The 16,342-nt window shown below is 73.4% G+C and carries 12 protein-coding genes and 2 pseudogenes; 5 read left to right on the forward strand and 9 right to left on the reverse strand.

The genetic code is table 11. The annotated features are described in order from the left end of the window. Positions 1 to 10: 10 nt before the first annotated feature. Entirely contained in the window at positions 11 to 958 is a 948-nt protein-coding gene (locus tag S1361_RS36180; RefSeq protein ID WP_208036046.1) for a helix-turn-helix transcriptional regulator, read from the reverse strand. A gap of 131 nt (positions 959 to 1,089) precedes the next feature. On the opposite strand from S1361_RS36180, the gene S1361_RS36185 reads away from it, so the two are divergent. Further along, complete coding sequence (locus S1361_RS36185; protein WP_208036047.1) at positions 1,090 to 1,446, forward strand: ANTAR domain-containing protein; 357 nt, start codon at positions 1,090 to 1,092, stop codon at positions 1,444 to 1,446. 22 nt (positions 1,447 to 1,468) lie between these two features. Here S1361_RS36185 and S1361_RS36190 read toward each other — a convergent pair whose 3' ends face one another. Continuing rightward, positions 1,469 to 2,635 carry an amidohydrolase gene (locus tag S1361_RS36190; protein ID WP_208036048.1) on the reverse strand — a complete coding sequence of 389 codons (1,167 nt, stop codon included), beginning with the start codon at positions 2,633 to 2,635 and terminating at the stop codon, positions 1,469 to 1,471. Between the two features lie 141 nt (positions 2,636 to 2,776). Between S1361_RS36190 and S1361_RS36195 the strand changes: the two genes are divergently transcribed. Both S1361_RS36195 and S1361_RS36200 read left to right on the forward strand, forming a co-directional pair. After that, complete coding sequence (locus S1361_RS36195; RefSeq protein WP_208036049.1) at positions 2,777 to 4,240, forward strand: aminotransferase class I/II-fold pyridoxal phosphate-dependent enzyme; 1,464 nt, start codon at positions 2,777 to 2,779, stop codon at positions 4,238 to 4,240. Between the two features lie 478 nt (positions 4,241 to 4,718). Further along, the gene (locus S1361_RS36200) at positions 4,719 to 7,016 is read left to right on the forward strand and encodes a catalase (protein WP_208036050.1); all 2,298 of its coding nucleotides are present in this window, start codon (positions 4,719 to 4,721) and stop codon (positions 7,014 to 7,016) included. Positions 7,017 to 7,093: 77 nt separating this feature from the next. On the opposite strand, the gene S1361_RS36205 is transcribed toward S1361_RS36200, so the two are convergent. From S1361_RS36205 to S1361_RS36230, 6 genes are all read right to left on the reverse strand, one after another. Further along, positions 7,094 to 8,761 (reverse strand): PP2C family protein-serine/threonine phosphatase, encoded by a 1,668-nt coding sequence (locus tag S1361_RS36205; protein ID WP_208036051.1) that lies wholly within the window; start codon positions 8,759 to 8,761, stop codon positions 7,094 to 7,096. Beyond that, positions 8,745 to 9,797 carry a SpoIIE family protein phosphatase gene (locus S1361_RS36210; RefSeq protein WP_425088119.1) on the reverse strand — a complete coding sequence of 351 codons (1,053 nt, stop codon included), beginning with the start codon at positions 9,795 to 9,797 and terminating at the stop codon, positions 8,745 to 8,747. Before S1361_RS36210 ends, S1361_RS36205 begins: the two co-directional genes overlap by 17 nt. A gap of 5 nt (positions 9,798 to 9,802) precedes the next feature. After that, positions 9,803 to 10,249, reverse strand: coding sequence for an ATP-binding protein (locus tag S1361_RS36215; protein WP_208036053.1), 447 nt, complete (start codon positions 10,247 to 10,249; stop codon positions 9,803 to 9,805). Further along, entirely contained in the window at positions 10,249 to 10,629 is a 381-nt protein-coding gene (locus S1361_RS36220) for an STAS domain-containing protein (protein WP_208036054.1), read from the reverse strand. The genes S1361_RS36215 and S1361_RS36220 overlap by 1 nt, the downstream gene beginning before the upstream one ends. Then, positions 10,626 to 11,519, reverse strand: a complete 894-nt coding sequence (locus S1361_RS36225; RefSeq protein WP_208036055.1) for an STAS domain-containing protein — start codon at positions 11,517 to 11,519, stop codon at positions 10,626 to 10,628. The genes S1361_RS36220 and S1361_RS36225 overlap by 4 nt, the downstream gene beginning before the upstream one ends. 630 nt (positions 11,520 to 12,149) lie before the next feature. Beyond that, positions 12,150 to 13,325, reverse strand: a complete 1,176-nt coding sequence (locus S1361_RS36230; protein ID WP_208036056.1) for an acyltransferase family protein — start codon at positions 13,323 to 13,325, stop codon at positions 12,150 to 12,152. Positions 13,326 to 13,634: 309 nt separating this feature from the next. Between S1361_RS36230 and S1361_RS36235 the strand changes: the two genes are divergently transcribed. Together S1361_RS36235 and S1361_RS36240 are read left to right on the forward strand one after the other, a co-directional pair. Further along, positions 13,635 to 14,366 (forward strand): hypothetical protein, encoded by a 732-nt coding sequence (locus tag S1361_RS36235; RefSeq protein WP_208036057.1) that lies wholly within the window; start codon positions 13,635 to 13,637, stop codon positions 14,364 to 14,366. A gap of 108 nt (positions 14,367 to 14,474) precedes the next feature. Then, positions 14,475 to 15,746 (forward strand): annotated as a pseudogene (locus tag S1361_RS36240) (MFS transporter); the annotation flags it as partial. 111 nt (positions 15,747 to 15,857) lie between these two features. On the opposite strand, the pseudogene S1361_RS36245 reads toward S1361_RS36240, so the two are convergent. Beyond that, positions 15,858 to 16,333: pseudogene (locus S1361_RS36245) on the reverse strand (DUF1062 domain-containing protein). Positions 16,334 to 16,342: the final 9 nt, after the last annotated feature.

Raw genomic sequence — 16,342 nt, forward strand, 5'->3', positions numbered from 1 at the left:
CGGGGTCCGGTCAGCCGCCGGTCAGGGTCTCGTGCGGGGCCCGCCGGTAGGTGTCCCGGTACAGGGAGGCGAAGCGGCCCGGGTGGTGGAAACCCCACCGGGCCGCGATCTCCGTGACCGTGGCCCCGGTGCCGGGATCGGCGGCCACCAGGTCGTGATGGGCGTGCGCGAGCCGTACCCGGCGCAGCTGGGCGAGCGGAGTGGTGTCCAGGTGGCGGCGGAAGGCGTACTGGAGCGCGCGGACCGTCACATGGGCCGCGGCGGCGATGTCCGCGACCGAGACCGGCTGGTCGGCGTGGTCGTCGATGTAGGCGAGCGCGCGGCGCAGCACCGCCGGGTGGGCATCGGCGTGATCGGCGGCGGGCTCGTCCAGCGCCGTGTTGGGGAACGCGGCCAGCACGCTCGCCGCGAGGTGCTGGGCGGCCGTGGCCGCGACCAGCGGCTGGTCCGCCATCTCGGGATCGGCGAGCACCGTGTCGCGCAGATGGTTGATCGTCCGGTGCAGGTGCCGCGCGGCCGCCGCCGAGCGCGGCCGGTGCCCGGTCAGCAGTACCGGCCGTGAGCCCGCGTCCCCGGCCACCTGGGTGAGCAGCGCCGGGTCCAGCATCGTGATGTTGTAGCGGGCGTTGCAGATCCGGCCCGTGTACGGCAGGTCCGGCGGCGCGAACAGCACCACGTCACCCGGGCCGAAGGAGTCCTCGACGCCCTGGAAGGCGTGGTCCCGCACCGTTCCCTCGTGCACGACGCACAGGCAGATCCGGCCCAGCGGGGTCACCGAGTAGTCCATCTCGAAGTCCAGCGCGAGTTCGTCGACGCTCACCGAGCCGATGCCGGTACGACGGATCCGGGCGCGGTTCGAGCCGGGGCTGCCGCTGCCGATACGCATCCGGGCGTAGGCGCGGCTGAGGAAGTCCTCCGTCACATCCAGGTCGTCGCTGTCGAAGGTGAGCGTCTCCATGAACCGCGGCTTCCCGCGAACACCGCTCGTATGGGCGCCTTACCAGCCATTTTTCGTTTTCTGTACGGAGGCCGGCCCGGTTGTTCGCCTGGCGGCTGGCGGGGAGCGGTCGGGGCGCTCAGGGTGAAGACATGATCGCACCGGACGAGCAGGCGGACCATGAGCAGGTGAAGGCGCTCCAGGACGAGGTGGACCAACTGCGCCAGGCGCTGGTCTCGCACGCCCTGGTCGACCAGGCGATCGGCGTGGTCATCACCCTGGGCGGTCTGCGGCCGGAGCAGGGCTGGGAGGCCCTGAAGCACATGTCGCAGCACACCAACGTCAAACTGCGGGAAGTGGCACGTTGCCTGGTCGAGTGGCCGGCCCGGCGCAAGCTCCCCGAGGTGATCCGCCGGGCGTTGCCCGCCGCCGTGGAGCACGCGCGCGGCCAGGCAGCCGCCGACGCCTGGAAGGACAGGCAAGAGGTCGGGTCCGGCCGGCCGGGATGAGCCCGGTCGCGGGCAGGCGCGGTCAGGCCGGGGCCCGGCCCAGGCCCTCCCACGCGCGCCCGCGCAGCTCCGCGTCCCGCAGGACGTCCGCCGCCGTGCAGGCCAGCGCCTCCACCACCGCCTGGAGCACCCGGCGGGCCCGCTCCGAGGCCGCGGCCTCGGCGAACTCAGGCGTGTGATCGGAGCCGTCGGCACCCATGATCGCGACGAAGGGATGGATGGCGGGCACCCGGCCGCTGACGTTGCCGATGTCGGAGGAGCCCAGGTAGACGCCGGGAGCGGGCGGGGTGAGGGTGATCCCGGCGTGCTCCAGGTGCCCGGCGAACCGCTCGGACAGCACCGTGCTGTCCCGGAAGTGCTCGTACCGCACGCTCGCGCGTTCCACCGTCAGGCTCGTGCCGGTCGCCAGGGCGACTCCTTCGGCCGCCGTGCGTAGCTGTGCGGCCAGCTCGTCCAGGGCGGCGGTGGTGAGCGCCCGCAGCCCGAAGCGGCCCTCGGCGTACTCCGGGACGATGTTCGTGGCCGTACCGCCGTGCGTGATGATCCCCTGCACGTGGGATCCCTCCGGCAGCCGCCGGCCGAGCGCCGACACCACGTTGAACAGCTCGATCAGCGCCGCGAGCGCGTCGATGCCCTCCGTCGGATTACCCGTGGGGTGCGCGGCCCGGCCCCGGAAGGCGACGCGGTACTGCTCCTGGGCGGTCAGCGGCGCCCGCACCCAGTCGTACACCCCCGGGTGGAACATCAGGGCGGCGTCCACCCCGTCGAAGACCCCGGCCTCCACCTCCAGGGCCTTGCCGCCCCCGCCCTCCTCGGCCGGCGTCCCCACCGCCAGGACCGTGCCCGGGGCGCCGTCCCGTACGGCGTCCACGACCAGGGCGGCGCCGAGGCCGGCCGCCGCGATCAGGTTGTGCCCGCAGGCGTGTCCGAGTCCGGGCAGGGCGTCGTACTCCAGCGGGAACGCCACCACCGGCTGCCCCTCGCCCGAGCGGGCCGTGAACGCGGTCGGCAGGCCCGCGACCTCGCGCCGCACCTCGAAGCCGGCGCCCTCCAGCTCGCCGCTCAGCAGCGCGGCCGCCCGGTGTTCGGCGAACGCGGTCTCCGGCTCCGCGTGCAGGGTCGAGGCCACGGCCCACAGCGCGTCGGCGCGCCGTGCGGCCTCCTCCCGGATCCGCTGGTACAGCGACACGAGACCTCCTCCGGTCCGGTGGGCGTGGTGCGTGCCGGACCGGGTTCCACCCGGACGGCCCCTGACACCGGCCGGAGGGTTTGGGGCGCCCGGCCGGTGCAACACGGTGGGTGCGGCACCGATCACCTCAGGAGGACAGCCATGGACCACTCGCGCGTACCCGTCCTGGAGGCGTTGCAGGAGTTCCGGCGCCGGGGGGACGTGGCATACGGGCCGCCGGGGCACAAGCAGGGCCGCGGGGCCGATCCGCGCGTCGCCGAGATCGTCGGCATGGACGTCTTCCGCTCGGACGTGCTCTCCCTGAACGGCCTGGACGACCGCCGTCAGTCGCAGGGCGTCCTCCAACAGGCCGAGGAACTGATGGCCGACGCGGTCGGAGCCGAGCACGCCTTCTTCTCCACCTGCGGCAGTTCCCTGTCCGTCAAGACCGCGATGTGTTCGGTCGCCGGGCCGGGGGAGAAGCTGCTGCTGTCCCGCAACGCGCACAAGTCGGTCATCTCGGCGGTGATCATCAACGGTGTCGAGCCGATCTGGGTCCATCCGAAGTTCGACACGGAACGGCACCTCGCCCACCCGCCCGAGCCCGACGACGTCCGCGCCCGGCTGCGCGAGCACCCGGACGCCAAGGGCATGCTGCTGATCACCCCCACCGACTGGGGAACCTGCGCCGACATCCGGGGCGTGGCCGACGCCTGTCACGCCTTCGACGTGCCGCTCATCGTGGACGAGGCGTGGGGCGCCCACCTGCCCTTCCATCCAGGGCTGCCGGCCTGGGGCATGGACGCGGACGCCGACCTGGTCGTCACCAGCGTCCACAAGATGGGCGGCGCGATCGAGCAGAGCTCGGTGTTCCACCTCCAGCACGACCGGGTCTCGCCCGACGTCCTCAAGCAGCGTGAGGACCTGCTCGGCACCACCAGCGCCTCCTCCCTGGTCTACGCGACCCTCGACGGCTGGCGACGGCAGATGGCCGAGCAGGGGCACGGGCTCCTGGACGCGGCCCTGCACCGCGCCGAGCGCATCCGGGCCCGGCTCCGCGAGCTGCCGGGGCTGCGCGTGATGGGCGGCGAGATCGTCGACGAGGGCCTGGCCGCCGAGTTCGACCCCCTGAAGATCGTCGTCGACGTACGGGACCTCGGTATCAGCGGGATGCAGGCGGCCGAGTGGCTGCGCGCCAACTGCCACATCGACGTCGGTGGCTCGGACACCTGCCGGATCAGTGCCTCCATCACCCACGCCGACGACGAGGAGACCGAGAAACTGCTGCTGGAGTCCGTGCGCACGCTGGTCGAGCGGGCGGACACCATCGAGCGGCAGCCCGCCGTGCACCTGCCCGAACCGCACGTCCTCGAACTGGAACAGGCCCTCCTGCCCCGCGACGCCTTCTTCGGGCCGGCCGAACAGGTGCCCGCCGAGCGGGCCGTGGGCCGTGTCGCCGCCGAGATGATCTGCCCCTACCCGCCGGGCGTGCCGGTCGTCGCGCCCGGCGAGGTGATCACCGCGGAGGTCCTGGACTACCTGCGCAGCGGCGTCGCCCACGGCTTCCTCATCGCGGGCGCTGCGGACTCCTCCCTGGAGACGCTGCGGGTCGTGGCACGCTCGTGACCGGCGGAGCCCCGGTCCGCCCGTGACCGGCGCGGGGCCCGGCTCGCCCGTGACCGGTCCGCTCGACTCGAACTGCGCAGGCCGGCGTCTGCGCCTAGGGTGGCGTGTGCGGGTGGCCGGGTGTCCGTCTGCCCCGGGTCAAGAAGCCGGCCCTGCGGACGAACACGTCTTCGGCGGGGACGCTCGGCCCCGCCGGCGGTTCCCGGGTCCGGACCAGCGTCCGGCGGGCCTGCCGTCCCGGCAACTCGATGGGAGACGGCCCGACTTCACCCCGACCGGAAATCACCGCGATTCCCGGTTTCGGACGCCCCGGCCCGGGGACCTCGGTACGAGGGCCGCCGTCGACCCTTTCGTTTGGTATCCACCCGATATGCCCTTGGGTGTCGGCCGCATGCCCCGGCGTGGCCACCGCGCATCGGACACCCCATCTCGCCCATGCCGGACCCGCCCCCGTGACCCAGCTAAGGAACAGGTACTGATGAGCGAGACGAACCCCCTGAAGCGAGCGGCGGACAAGGTGGCGGACGCCCTGCACGGGGAACCCGCGGGCCCGGAGGACGGCATCCCCGGCAAGCCGGGGTTCCAGTCGCCGCCGGTCGCCGAACCCACCGAACCCCGCGAGCCGCTTCCCCCCAAGCCCGACCAGACCGGACCGGACACCGTCTCGCCCACCGGACAGCCGACCGGCGCCGAGCAGGCACGGATGGCGCAGAGCGGGAGCCACCTGACCAACGCCCAGGGCACCCGGCTGTACGACACCGACCACTCCCTCAAGGCCGGCCCCCGCGGACCGGTGCTCCTGCAGGACCACCACCTGCGGGAGAAGGTCATGCACTTCGACCACGAGCGCATCCCCGAGCGCGTGGTCCACGCCCGCGGTGCCGGAGCGCACGGGGTGTTCCGCAGCTACGGCACCGCGGCCGACGTCACCAAGGCGGCGTTCCTCGCCGAGGACGTCGAGACACCGGTGTTCGTCCGCTTCTCCACCGTGCTCGGCTCCCGGGGCTCCTCCGACACCGTCCGCGACACCCGGGGCTTCGCGACGAAGTTCTACACCAGCGAGGGCGTCTTCGACCTGGTCGGCAACAACATCCCGGTCTTCTTCATCCAGGACGCCATCAAGTTCCCGGACGTCATCCACGCCGGCAAGCCGCACCCCGACCGGGAGATCCCGCAGGCGCAGAGCGCCCACGACACCTTCTGGGACTTCGTCACCCTGCACACCGAGGCCACCCACCACACCCTGTGGAACATGTCCGACCGGGGCATCCCGCGCTCGTACCGCACGATGGAGGGCTTCGGCGTCCACACCTTCCGTCTGGTCGACGCGGAGGGCCGGACGACCCTGGTGAAGTTCCACTGGAAGCCGAAGCTGGGCGTGCACTCCCTGGTGTGGGAGGAGGCGCAGATCATCAACGGCGTCGACCCCGACTTCCACCGCCGGGACCTCGCCGACGCCATCGAGGCGGGCGCCTACCCCGAGTGGGAGTTCGGCATCCAGACCTTCCCCGACACCCCCGACCAGACCTTCGAGGGCATCGACCTGCTGGACCCGACGAACATCGTCCCCGAGGAACTCGCCCCCGTGCAGCCGATCGGGCTGCTCACCCTCAACCGCAACCCGTCGAACTTCTTCGCCGAGACCGAGCAGGTCGCCTTCCACGTCGGCCACCTCGTCCCCGGCATCGACATCACCGACGACCCGCTGCTCGCCGGCCGGCTCTTCTCCTACCTGGACACCCAGATCACTCGGCTGGGCGGCCCCAACTTCCCGCAGCTGCCCATCAACCGGCCGCACGCGCCCGTCAACGACATGCTGCGTGACGGCATGCACCAGACCGCCGTCCACCGCGGCACGGCCCCCTACCGCCCCAACTCCCTCGACGGCGGCTGCCCGTTCACCCCCGGGGCGTCCGCCGACAGCGCGTCCCTCGACGGCGCGTACGTCGAGACTCCCGTGCGCGTCCCCGAGGCGACCAAGGTGCGCGAGGCCCCCGAGTCGTTCGACGACCACTTCAGCCAGCCGCGCCGGTTCTGGCTCAGCATGAGCCCGCCCGAACGCGAGCACATCATCGGCGCCTACACCTTCGAACTCGCCAAGTGCTACGAACAGGCCATCCGGGAACGGGCGTTGCAGGTCCTCGCCAACGTCGACCCGGAACTGTGCGCGGGCGTCGCCGCCGGTCTCGGACTGCCCGCGCCCGAGCCCACGGTGCCCCTCGCCGACGTCGAACCCAGCCCCGCCCTCTCCCAGATCGGGCACACCTGGCCCACCGACGGCCGGATCATCGGCATCGTCACCGGCCCCGACGGCGACCTCGACGGCGTACGGACCGTACGCCAGGAGGTGCTGGAGAGCGGCATGGTCCCGCTGATCGTCGCGCCGACCGGCGGCACCCTCGGCGACGGCACCGACGCCCTGACCGTCCAGCGGACCTATGCCACCGCGCGCTCCGTGGAGTTCGACGCGCTGCTGGTCGCCGGCACCCCGGGGGTGGGGGCCGACGCCTACGGTGCCCGGGACGCCAAGGCGGGCGAGCCCAGCCTCCGGGAGGCCACGCCCGACCCGCGGGTGGGGCTGCTGCTGGCGGAGGCCTACCGGCACGGGAAGGCCATCGGCGCCGCCAAGGGCGGACAGGCAGCGCTGGAGGCGGCCGGCATCCCGCTCGACGCGCCCGGCGTGGTCGACGGCGACACCGCCGCCGCGGTGCTCCAGCAGCTCGTCCGGCTGCTCGGCGCCCACCGCGTCTGGGAACGCTTCCCGTCCGCCGCCTGACCCGGCGCGTCACGGCAGGGGCACTGCCCGAACGCCGCACACCGCCGGCCTCGTCACCGGGGCCGGCACACGGCTGTTCACTCCTGTGTGGTGCGGCACAGCAAAAGGCAGATGTCGTCGTCGTGTTCGGAATCGTGCAGCATCGGTTTGAGCAGTGCGTCGGCCGCCGTGTCCAGATCCACCAGATCGGCACCGCCGAGCGCCCCGATCGCCTGGGCCAGTCGGTCGATGCCCGCGTCGATCCCGGCGGACCGGCGCTCCACCAGACCGTCCGTGTACAGCGCGAGCGTGGAACCCACAGGCAACTCCAGGGTGTGCTCCTCGTACGTGTACGGCATCGGAACGCCCAGCATGATCCCCGGCCTGGCCTCCAGCACCCGCACCTCGCCCCGGGGACCGCGAGCGACGGCCGGCGGATGCCCGGCGGCGGCCCACACCACCCCGGGCTCCCCGGGGGTGAACCGGGCGATCGCACAGGTCGCGTACAGCTCCGGCTGCTGGTGGCGGAGCATCCGGTGCAGCAGGGTGAGGATCCGCGCCGGGCCGTTGCCCTCGACGGCGTAGGCACGCAGCGCGGTGCGCAGCTGGCCCATGATGACCGCCGCGCGCAGCCCGTGCCCCGTGACGTCCCCTATCACCGCCAGCACACTGCCGTCCGGCTGCGAAAAGGCGTCGTACCAGTCGCCGCCGATGTTCAGACCGCGGGTCGCCGGCAGATAGCGGGCGGCCAGGTCGAGACCCCGGGTCGCGGGCAGTTCGGTGAGCTGCGCCCGCTGCAGGGCCTCGGCGACGTCCCGGTGCTGCTCGTACTGGCGGGCGTTGTCCAGGGCGATGCCCGCCCGCCGGGCCAGCTCCACCAGCATCACGGTGGTGTCCGGGTCGAAACGGCCGCCGGGCGCGGCCAGCGTGAGCACGCCCTGCACGAAACGCGCGCCGAGCGGCAGGCACAGCAGCGGCCGGTCCGGGGACAGCGCCGAGGCCGGCAGGTCGTCCACGCCCGGCAGTTCGCCGGGGTGGGGGCCCGCGTGCTGCGGGCGGCCGGTGCGGGCCGCCGTCACCGCGGCCGCCGCCCGCTCGCCCGACGGGGTCCGCTCGTCGTCCAGGAGCCAGATGTCCACGTGCCGCGCGTACTCCGGGACCAGCAGCTCGGGCAGCCGGCGCAGGATGTCCTCGTGGTCGAGGGAGGCGTTCAGGACCGCGCTCGCGTTGGCCAGGAAGGTCAGCAGACGGCGGGCCTTCTCCGCCTCCGCGCGCGCCGCCCGCTCGGCGTCGAGGAGTTCGCGCTGCGCCAGCGCCGCCGCCTCCAGTTCGGCGTGCAGCGCCAGCACACCCTGGTTGGTCTGGTGCAGCTCCTCCCGGTGGAGCCCGAGTAGCTCCTCCGTCTCGGTCAGCAGCGTCAGCAGCGTCTCGGCGTCCGCGTCGGCGTCCAGCAGCGCCTCGGCGAGCGGGGCGTCGTCCGGTCCGGGCGGCGGGCCGGGCACCGGCGAGGGGCAGACAAGGGTGTGCTGCCAGGGCTCCGGGCCGCCCAGCGCGACCCGCAGTTCGCCGCCCGCGCCGGCGGTCACGGTCAGGTCCGTGCCGCCCGCGGCGAGGCCGCGGCGCAGCCGGGCACCCAGCGCGGCGAGGAAGCGGGCACGGTCCAGCGCGGGCGCTCCGGCGTCCGCGAGGAGACGGGCCAGCCGGGCACGGGCACGGGCCGCGTCGGCGGCGGAGGCGATGGTCCAGTTCTCAGTGGCGGCTGTCATGGGCGCTGGTCCGGCGGTCGGGGGCCAGTACGGCCACGCTGGTGTCGTCGCGAACGGGGCGGGCGGGGCTGCCGGCGTCCCGCAGGATCGCCGCGGCCACCACCGACGGGTCGTGGGCGAGCAGCCGGGGGTCTTCCGGGGGCTTCCAGCGGCTGGGCAGTCCGTCGCTGTGCACGACGAGCAGGCTGTCCCGGTGCCAGGGCACCCGGCGCACCGGGACGTGCGCCGGGAAGTACGCCCCGACGATCCCCGGGTGGGAGACGAGGGACGTCCAGGAGTCCCCGGTGCGCACCCGGGCGCCGACGTTGCCGACCCCGGCGAAACTGAGTTCCGCCCGCTCCTCGTCCACCTGGGCCACCGTGACCGCCGCGCCCCGGGTGGGCCGCAGCACCGTGTGCAGCCGGCGCAGCAGGTCCACCGGCGGCAGGTGCGCGGCCCGGTGCAACTCCGCCACCGCGGCGCCGGAGGCGTGCGCGGCCTTCGCGCCGTGCCCGAGACCGTCGGCCAGCAGCAGCGTCAGCAGGCTCCCGGAACGCGCCCAGCTCCAGGCGTCGCCGCACTGCTCGGCCTGCGCGAGGGCGACCGCGATCCCGCCCGCGGGAACCGGCGGCGCGGGCGCCTCGTGCCGGCCGGGCGCCGGGTCTATCCGGGCCGTCGCCACCGTCCCGCGGCCCGGCCGGCTGTACAGATGGAAGGAGTCGGCGCTGCGCAGACAGCTGCCCAGGCCCGCGCCCAGCGAGCCGGCGGCGGTGGACCAGCCGTCGCGCAGCGCGGCGCCGACGTCGGCGATGCCCGGCCCGTGGTCGAGCGAGTAGAGCTGCACCGACGTGCCCGGCCCACCGGTGGGCGGCACCACGAGGTTCACCACCATGAGGCCCCCGCCGGCGTGTTTGAGCAGGTTGGTGGCCAGCTCGGTGGCGACCAGCTCCGCGGCCGCGGTGCGCGTGGGGGCCAGCCCCGCCTGCCCGCACGCCTCGCGGGCCGCGATCCGGGCGTCCCGGACCCGCGTGGAGTCGTGCACCGGGACCTCCCACACCCGGCTCATCCCACCCCCGGACGGGAGGAGGGCACCTGGGCGACCCAGGCGACGGCCGTGACGGTCGTGCCCCGGCCGGGCTCGGTGTCGACGCTGAACTCGTGCACCAGCCGTTTCGCTCCGCTCAGCCCGAGTCCGAGGCCGCCGCCGGTGGTGTATCCGTCGGTCATGGCCAGCTCCAGGTCGCGGATGCCCGGACCACTGTCGATGAAACACATCCGCAGGCCCCGGGTACGGCCGTTGTCCAGCGGGGTGATCTCCGCCCGCCCGCCGCCGCCGTGCACCAGCGTGTTGCGGGCCAGCTCGCTCGCCGCCGTGACCAGCTTGGTCTGCTGCACCAGACCGAAACCGAGCTGCGCCGCGCACTGCCGCACCTGCTGCCGGACCCAGGCCAGATCCGCGTCCGAGCCGATGGGCAGGCTCGTCGCGGTCGCCTGGCCGGACGGCTGCATCAGCTCCCCCTCTGCGAGAGCAGTTCCATGGCGCGGTCGACGTCCAGGGCGGTGACCAGACCGGGCAGGGTGAGCCCCAGTTCGACCAGCGTGATCGCCACGGCGGGCCGCATTCCGGCCAGGACCGTTCGGGCCGCCAGCAGGCTGGCCGTGGAGGCGATCTCCGCGAGCACCCGGCCGAGGAAGGAGTCGACCATGTCCACGCCCGAGATGTCTATCACCACACCGGTCACCCGGTTGGTGGCGATGCGGCTGGTGATGTCGTGCTGCAACTGCTCGGCCATGCCGTCGTGCAGCTCGCCCTGCAAGGAGACCAGCAGGACGTCGCCCAGGGCGAGGACCGGCACCGGGGCGGGCTGACCGGGAGTGGGCTGGTTCACCGGGCGCTCGCACCCGCGTCCGAACGGGAGACCTCGATGCCCTGCTTGCCCAGCGCGTAGGCCAGCGCGTCGGACAGCGAGGCACGCGTGAGCACGGTGCCCAGGTCGATACCGAGCTGCACGATGGTCTGCGCGATGGCCGGGCGGATCCCGGAGACGATGCACTCGGCACCCATCAGCCGGGCCGCGGCCACCGTCTTCATCAGGTGCTGCGCGACGAGCGAGTCGACCGTCGGCACCCCGGTGATGTCCAGAATGGCGTACCGGGCCCGCTGGTCGACGATGGCCTCCAGCAGCGACTCCATCACGACCTGGCTGCGCGCGCTGTCCAGCGTCCCGATCAGCGGTACGGCGACCGTGCCCTCCCACAGCTTGATCACGGGGGTGGCCACTTCGAGCAGCTGCTGCCGCTGCCGCTCGATCAGCTCGGCGTTGGCGTCCAGAGCCGTCTCCATCACCACCAGGCGCAGCGTGCACAACAGCAGGGTCAGCGCCAGCACGGACTCCTGGGCCCGCGGGGCGGCGGGGTCGGGGAACTCCTCGCGCAGCAACTCGATCGCCGAGGCGCGCAGCCCGGCCACCTCGTCGGCGATCTGGGCCGGGGTGGATCCGGAGCGGGCCCGGGTCTGGGTCATCCGCCCCAACTGGTCACGCACCGGCGCGAAGCCGGGCGACCCGATGTCCTCCAGCCGTCCGCTGACGGCCACCTCGGACAGTGCCTCGACGACGGCCTTGCACGCCTCGACCGCCTCGTCACGGGAGACGGTGAAGACCGACCGGAACAGGGGGGCGTCGGCCCAGCGCTGGGCGATCTGCTCCTTGCGCTGTTCCAGGAAGGAACTCACCACCTGCGGTGCCGATTCGGCCGCGTCCTGTTCGGGCACGCTCATTCTCTCCTCTCGCACGGCCAGGTCTGCCGGTCCGCCGGCTCCCGACGCTGATCATTGCCGACCGCCCACCGTAGCTCTCGGCGTCCGGCACGGCCAAACCTGCTTCCGGTACCGCGCTCACGCGAACTTTCCCCAGGTCACAGCGATTTTGTCCGGAACGTCGGACGGACGGTGCCGGCAGCGGATGCCCGGGCCGCTGCACGGCCGGAGCACCGGGTTCCGTCCCGGCCGGGCGGTCGCGATGACGGGGGCGCACGGCATGCGGGAGCGTGGGTCGTACGACCTCCCTGGTCTGCTTCCCGGGCACGTCGACTCGGCTCCTTCCGCGCGTTCGACCGGTGCCGGCTCGTCGGCGGGCGCCGCCGGCCCGGTGTCGGAAGCCGCCTACCCCGAATGGCGCGGGACTCTCCTCGCTGTTGCCGACGTCACCCGCGCGTGCGACCGGCCGGTGAGCGGCGCGCGGGGTGGCCACGGGGCGCACCGGGTGACGCGGGGCGCGGGCGAGGGAGGGCGAGGGGGCCATGGAGTGCAGCGGGTGACGTGGCGAGTGTCGCGAGGCGCGGCGGAGGGAGAGACGGGCGGTGCGCTTGCCGAGCCGCTGCCGCCGCATCGCCACCAGCCGGGCGCCCCTCAGTCGTGCGTCGCTGCCGGGGCCTCCCGGCAGGCCGGTACCGGGTCCGGCAGCGGGGCCGGCCGGCGGCGGCGCAGCAGCAGGCGCCGTGCCGGGCGCTCCACCGCCTCGTACAGCAGCCAGGACAGGCCGAGCGAGACGGTGAACGCGGCCGCGGTGACCGTCAGCCCCGCCAGGGCGCCGAAATGCGGCTTCTTGCCCAGCAGCTCCGTCCCGGCGCGCAGCACCAGCAGGTGGATCATGTAGAACGCGAACGACAGCTCCCCGAGCCGTACCGTCCGCCGGCGCCGCCACAGGGACGGCAGCCCGTGCAGGTCGGCGACGGCCGCCGCGGGGATGAGCAGGGTGAAGCCGGTGAGGGTGCACACGGTGGCGGAGTAGCCGGGCGTGACCTGCGGGACCATGAAGTAGCCGATGACGGCCAGGGCGAGCGATGCCTCCAGCCCGGGCCCGCGCCAGCGGCCGAGCAGCACCAGCCGGGCGGTGACCGCGCCGAGCACGAACTCGGGCAGCCGTGCGGCGGGGAACGAGTAGATCGGGTGGGTCCACCAGTGGTGGGCGTCCGCCCAGGCCAGCACCAGGACCGCCGCCACGGACAGCCCGCCCAGAGCGATCGAGCCGCGCACCCCCAGCCGGCGCAGCAGCAGGAACAGCAGCGGAAAGGCGGCGTAGAAGAACGCCTCGCAGGCCAGGGACCAGCTGACCGGGTTCAGGGTCTGCCACCACGGCTGCCGCCAGGAGTGCACCAGCAGCACGTTCGCCAGCGCCTGCTTCGCCGTCGGCCGGGCCTGGTGGGCCAGCGTGTACGCCATGACGAACGCGATGGTGAGAGTGGCCAGATGCACCGGGTAGATACGCGCGATGCGCCGCCGCCAGAAGGCGAGCGCGCGGTCGCGGGGCCGCGCCGACCAGGTCAGCACGAATCCGGACAGCACGAAGAAGAACGACACTCCAGTGGCGCCGGCGCCGAAGGCCCACGTCACGAGGCGGCCACCGGTGCCGCCGAAGTAGCCGAAGTTGTTCACGTGCAGGCCGAACACCAGCAGCGCCGCCATCCAGCGCAGCCCGGTCAGAGACGGCAGGGAGGGCGCGGCGGCCGGTGCGGGGGACCCGGCGGTGGCCGCGCCGGTCCGGGCGGGCGGCGTCCGGAGGGCCGGGGTCGTCGCCGTGGTCATCACATCACCTGCCGCTGGGGGTTCGCGTGGGGCATGAAGGGGTACGTTGCCCGTTCACCCGAGATCCATCACCTCGCATGGCAAACATCACACTGCTGCCGAACGACGGACCGCGGTGTATGCCACGGACGGCGGGACCCGGTGCACCCGCACGAGTGATGCGGTCCGCCACGGTGACGGGGGCGCTCGACAGCCCCGGGCGGGGCAGGCCGCAACCCGAGCCGTCCGGTACGCCCGCGGGTGTGGGGTTCGTTGCCGTGCACCGGAAAAGCGTTCGCCGCACCGCCCGCAACAGGCAATGATCCGCTCGTGACAACGCCGAGGCAGTTCATGGTGCGGGCCGCCGCCCGTAACAACGCCGAGTGGTGCGCGGTGATGAGCCGATCGCACGGCCTGGTGGGCGAGTTCGGAGCGGAGGCCTGGGCGGCCCCGGCCCGCACACCGCGGTACTACCCCGACGCCGTGACGCTGGCGCCGGGCGCTGACCCGGCCGTGCTGGCGGCGCGTATCGACACCGCCGCGCCGGGCGCCTCCGTCAAGGACAGTTTCGCCGACCTCGATCTGACCGAGGCCGGCTTCCAGGTCCTGTTCGAGGCGCAGTGGATCCATCGCGCGGCGAGTCCACCCGCCACCGCGTCCGCTCTCGCGTGGGCCGTGGCCGACACGCCGGACACGCTGCGCGCCTGGGCGCTCGCGTGGGACGACGGGGACGGCGACGCGGACCTCTTCCGGCCCGAACTGCTCGACGACCTGGCCACCTTCGTGCTCGCCGGGCGGGACCCGGGCGGCCGGGTGGTCGCCGGAGCGGTGGCGAGCCGCAGCGACCAGGTGGTCGGCATCTCCAACGTCTTCGCATCGGACGGCGGTCCGGACGCGGCCTGGCCGGGCGTACTGGCAGCGGTACACCGGCTGTTCCCGGACTCGCCGGTGGTCGGCTACGAGCACGGAGACGGCCTGGAGGCCGCCGTACGCCACGGCTTCGAGCCGGTCGGTCCGCTGCGGATCTGGCTCGCCGGACAGGGCGGCTCCGGAGCAGCCTGAGCCCGGCTGCCCCCACGCTGATCGGCCCTCTCCCGCTGCCCGAACTCGTCGGCGCATCCGGCACGCGCCGGCGGGCGGGTCTCGCCTTCCGTCGTCCGAGGGGTTCCTGTGCCGTCCTCTTCCTCCGCTGCATCCGATTCCGGTCTGCCTGTTCCGTCAAGCCTGTGGCGGGACGGCGACTTCCGCCGGCTCTGGGTGGGCCAGACGGCCTCCCAACTCGGCGAACATGCGAGTCTGGTGGTCCTGCCGCTCTTCGCCGTCCTGACGCTCGACGCCGGTGCCGGTCAGTTGGGCGCCCTGCGCGCGGTGGGGCAGGCACCGATCCTGCTGCTGTCGCTCTTCGCCGGCGCGTGGGTGGACAGGTGGCGGACCCGTACGGTGATGGCGCTGACGGACGCCGGCCGGGCCCTGGCGCTGGGCGCCGCCGCCGTGGCCGGTCTCCTCGGCGGGCTCGGCCTGCCGACGCTGCTCGTGGCCGCGTTCGCCGTCGGGTCGTTGTCCGTGTTCTTCGACGTGGCGTACCAGGCGTCTTTGGTACGGCTGGTAGAGCGCGACCAGCTGGTGCGGGGCAACAGCGCGCTGGAGGGCAGCCGGTCCGCCGCACAGATCGGCGGCCCTGCCCTCGGCGGTGCGTTGGTGTCCGTGCTGTCGGCGCCGGTCGCAGCCGCCGCCGGCGCGGCGTTCTTCGCGCTGTCGTTCCTGTCCATCCGACGGATCGGCCGCCGCGAGCACGTCCCGGAACGCTCCGAGCGTCCCCCTCGGGTGTGGCGGCGGATCCACGAGGGCCTCCGCTTCGTCGCGGGCGACACCTTGCTGCGGACCGTGTGCCTCGCGTCAGCCGCCTTCCAGCTCTTCTTCGCGGCCGTGATGACCGTCTATCTGCTGTTCCTGACCCGGGAACTGCACCTGTCGGGCACCGCCGTCGGGCTGGCACTCGCGGCGACGGGGCCGGGCGCCCTCCTCGGCTCGCTGCTGGCCGCCCGGGTGCCGAGCCGCTTCGGACACGGCACTGTGCTCGTGGCCGCCGCAGCATTCGGCGACGGCGTGTTCCTGATCGTGCCGGCCCTGCACGGCCCCTCCGCGGTGACGGTTCCCGCGCTCCTTGCCGTGAACTTCGTGTTCGGGACGTTCGGTCAGCTGGTGAACGTCACCGTCATGGCGGTCCGGCAGACCGTCACCCCGGACGGGATGCAGGGCCGTGCGGCCGCGACGATCAGCTTCGCCGGCATGGGGCTGACCCCGCTCGGCTCGCTGCTCGGCGGCCTTCTCGCGCAGGCGTGGGGGACACGCACCGGTCTCCTGGTGACAGCCGCAGGCATGCTGCTGTCTCCGGCACTGATGGCCCTGTCGCCCCTCGCCCGCCTGGGACGGACGCTTCCCACGCGGCCGAAGACCCCGGTCGGCGTGGTCGCCGGCCGGGGTCGGGCCCGTGAAGGGCGGTTGCCTACGCGGGGCTGCGGACGGACGATCGTCCCCGCACCCGAGAAGGACTCAGCGCTTGAGCGTGAAGGTGAAGTCGCCGGAGAGCCTGTCGCTCAGCCGGACCGCCGAGACGAGTTTCCCCTCCGTGATCAGTCTCTCGGCCTCGGCCCGTGAAAGACCACAGCCCTCGGCGATCAGCCGTACCGGCCGGACGGGGATCCTCGCCGCGAAGCGCACCGAGACGTCGATCGCCTCGGCGTCCAGGTGATCCGTTCCGCCGGTGTCGAGACGCCAGGATCCGTCCCAGTCGAGGGCGATGCGATTGCGGCGCCGTACGGCCGGGTCCTGGAGCAGCTCGGCTGCCAGGCCGGGATCGTCGTCGTGCAGCCGGTCCAGCAGCCCGGGTCGTACGGAGCGCACGTTCATCCGCTCCAGGACCGTGAACTTCGCGGTCCGCTTGTCCGGAAGCGCTCTGACGCGCACGTGTGGCAACGGCGGAGCACGAGCGGCAGGAAGGCGGGCGTGACGACCCAGGTGTTGAGCACAGAAGTACA

Origin of the sequence: Streptomyces cyanogenus (assembly GCF_017526105.1) — a bacterium.
In the GTDB taxonomy this organism is placed as follows: domain Bacteria; phylum Actinomycetota; class Actinomycetes; order Streptomycetales; family Streptomycetaceae; genus Streptomyces; species Streptomyces cyanogenus.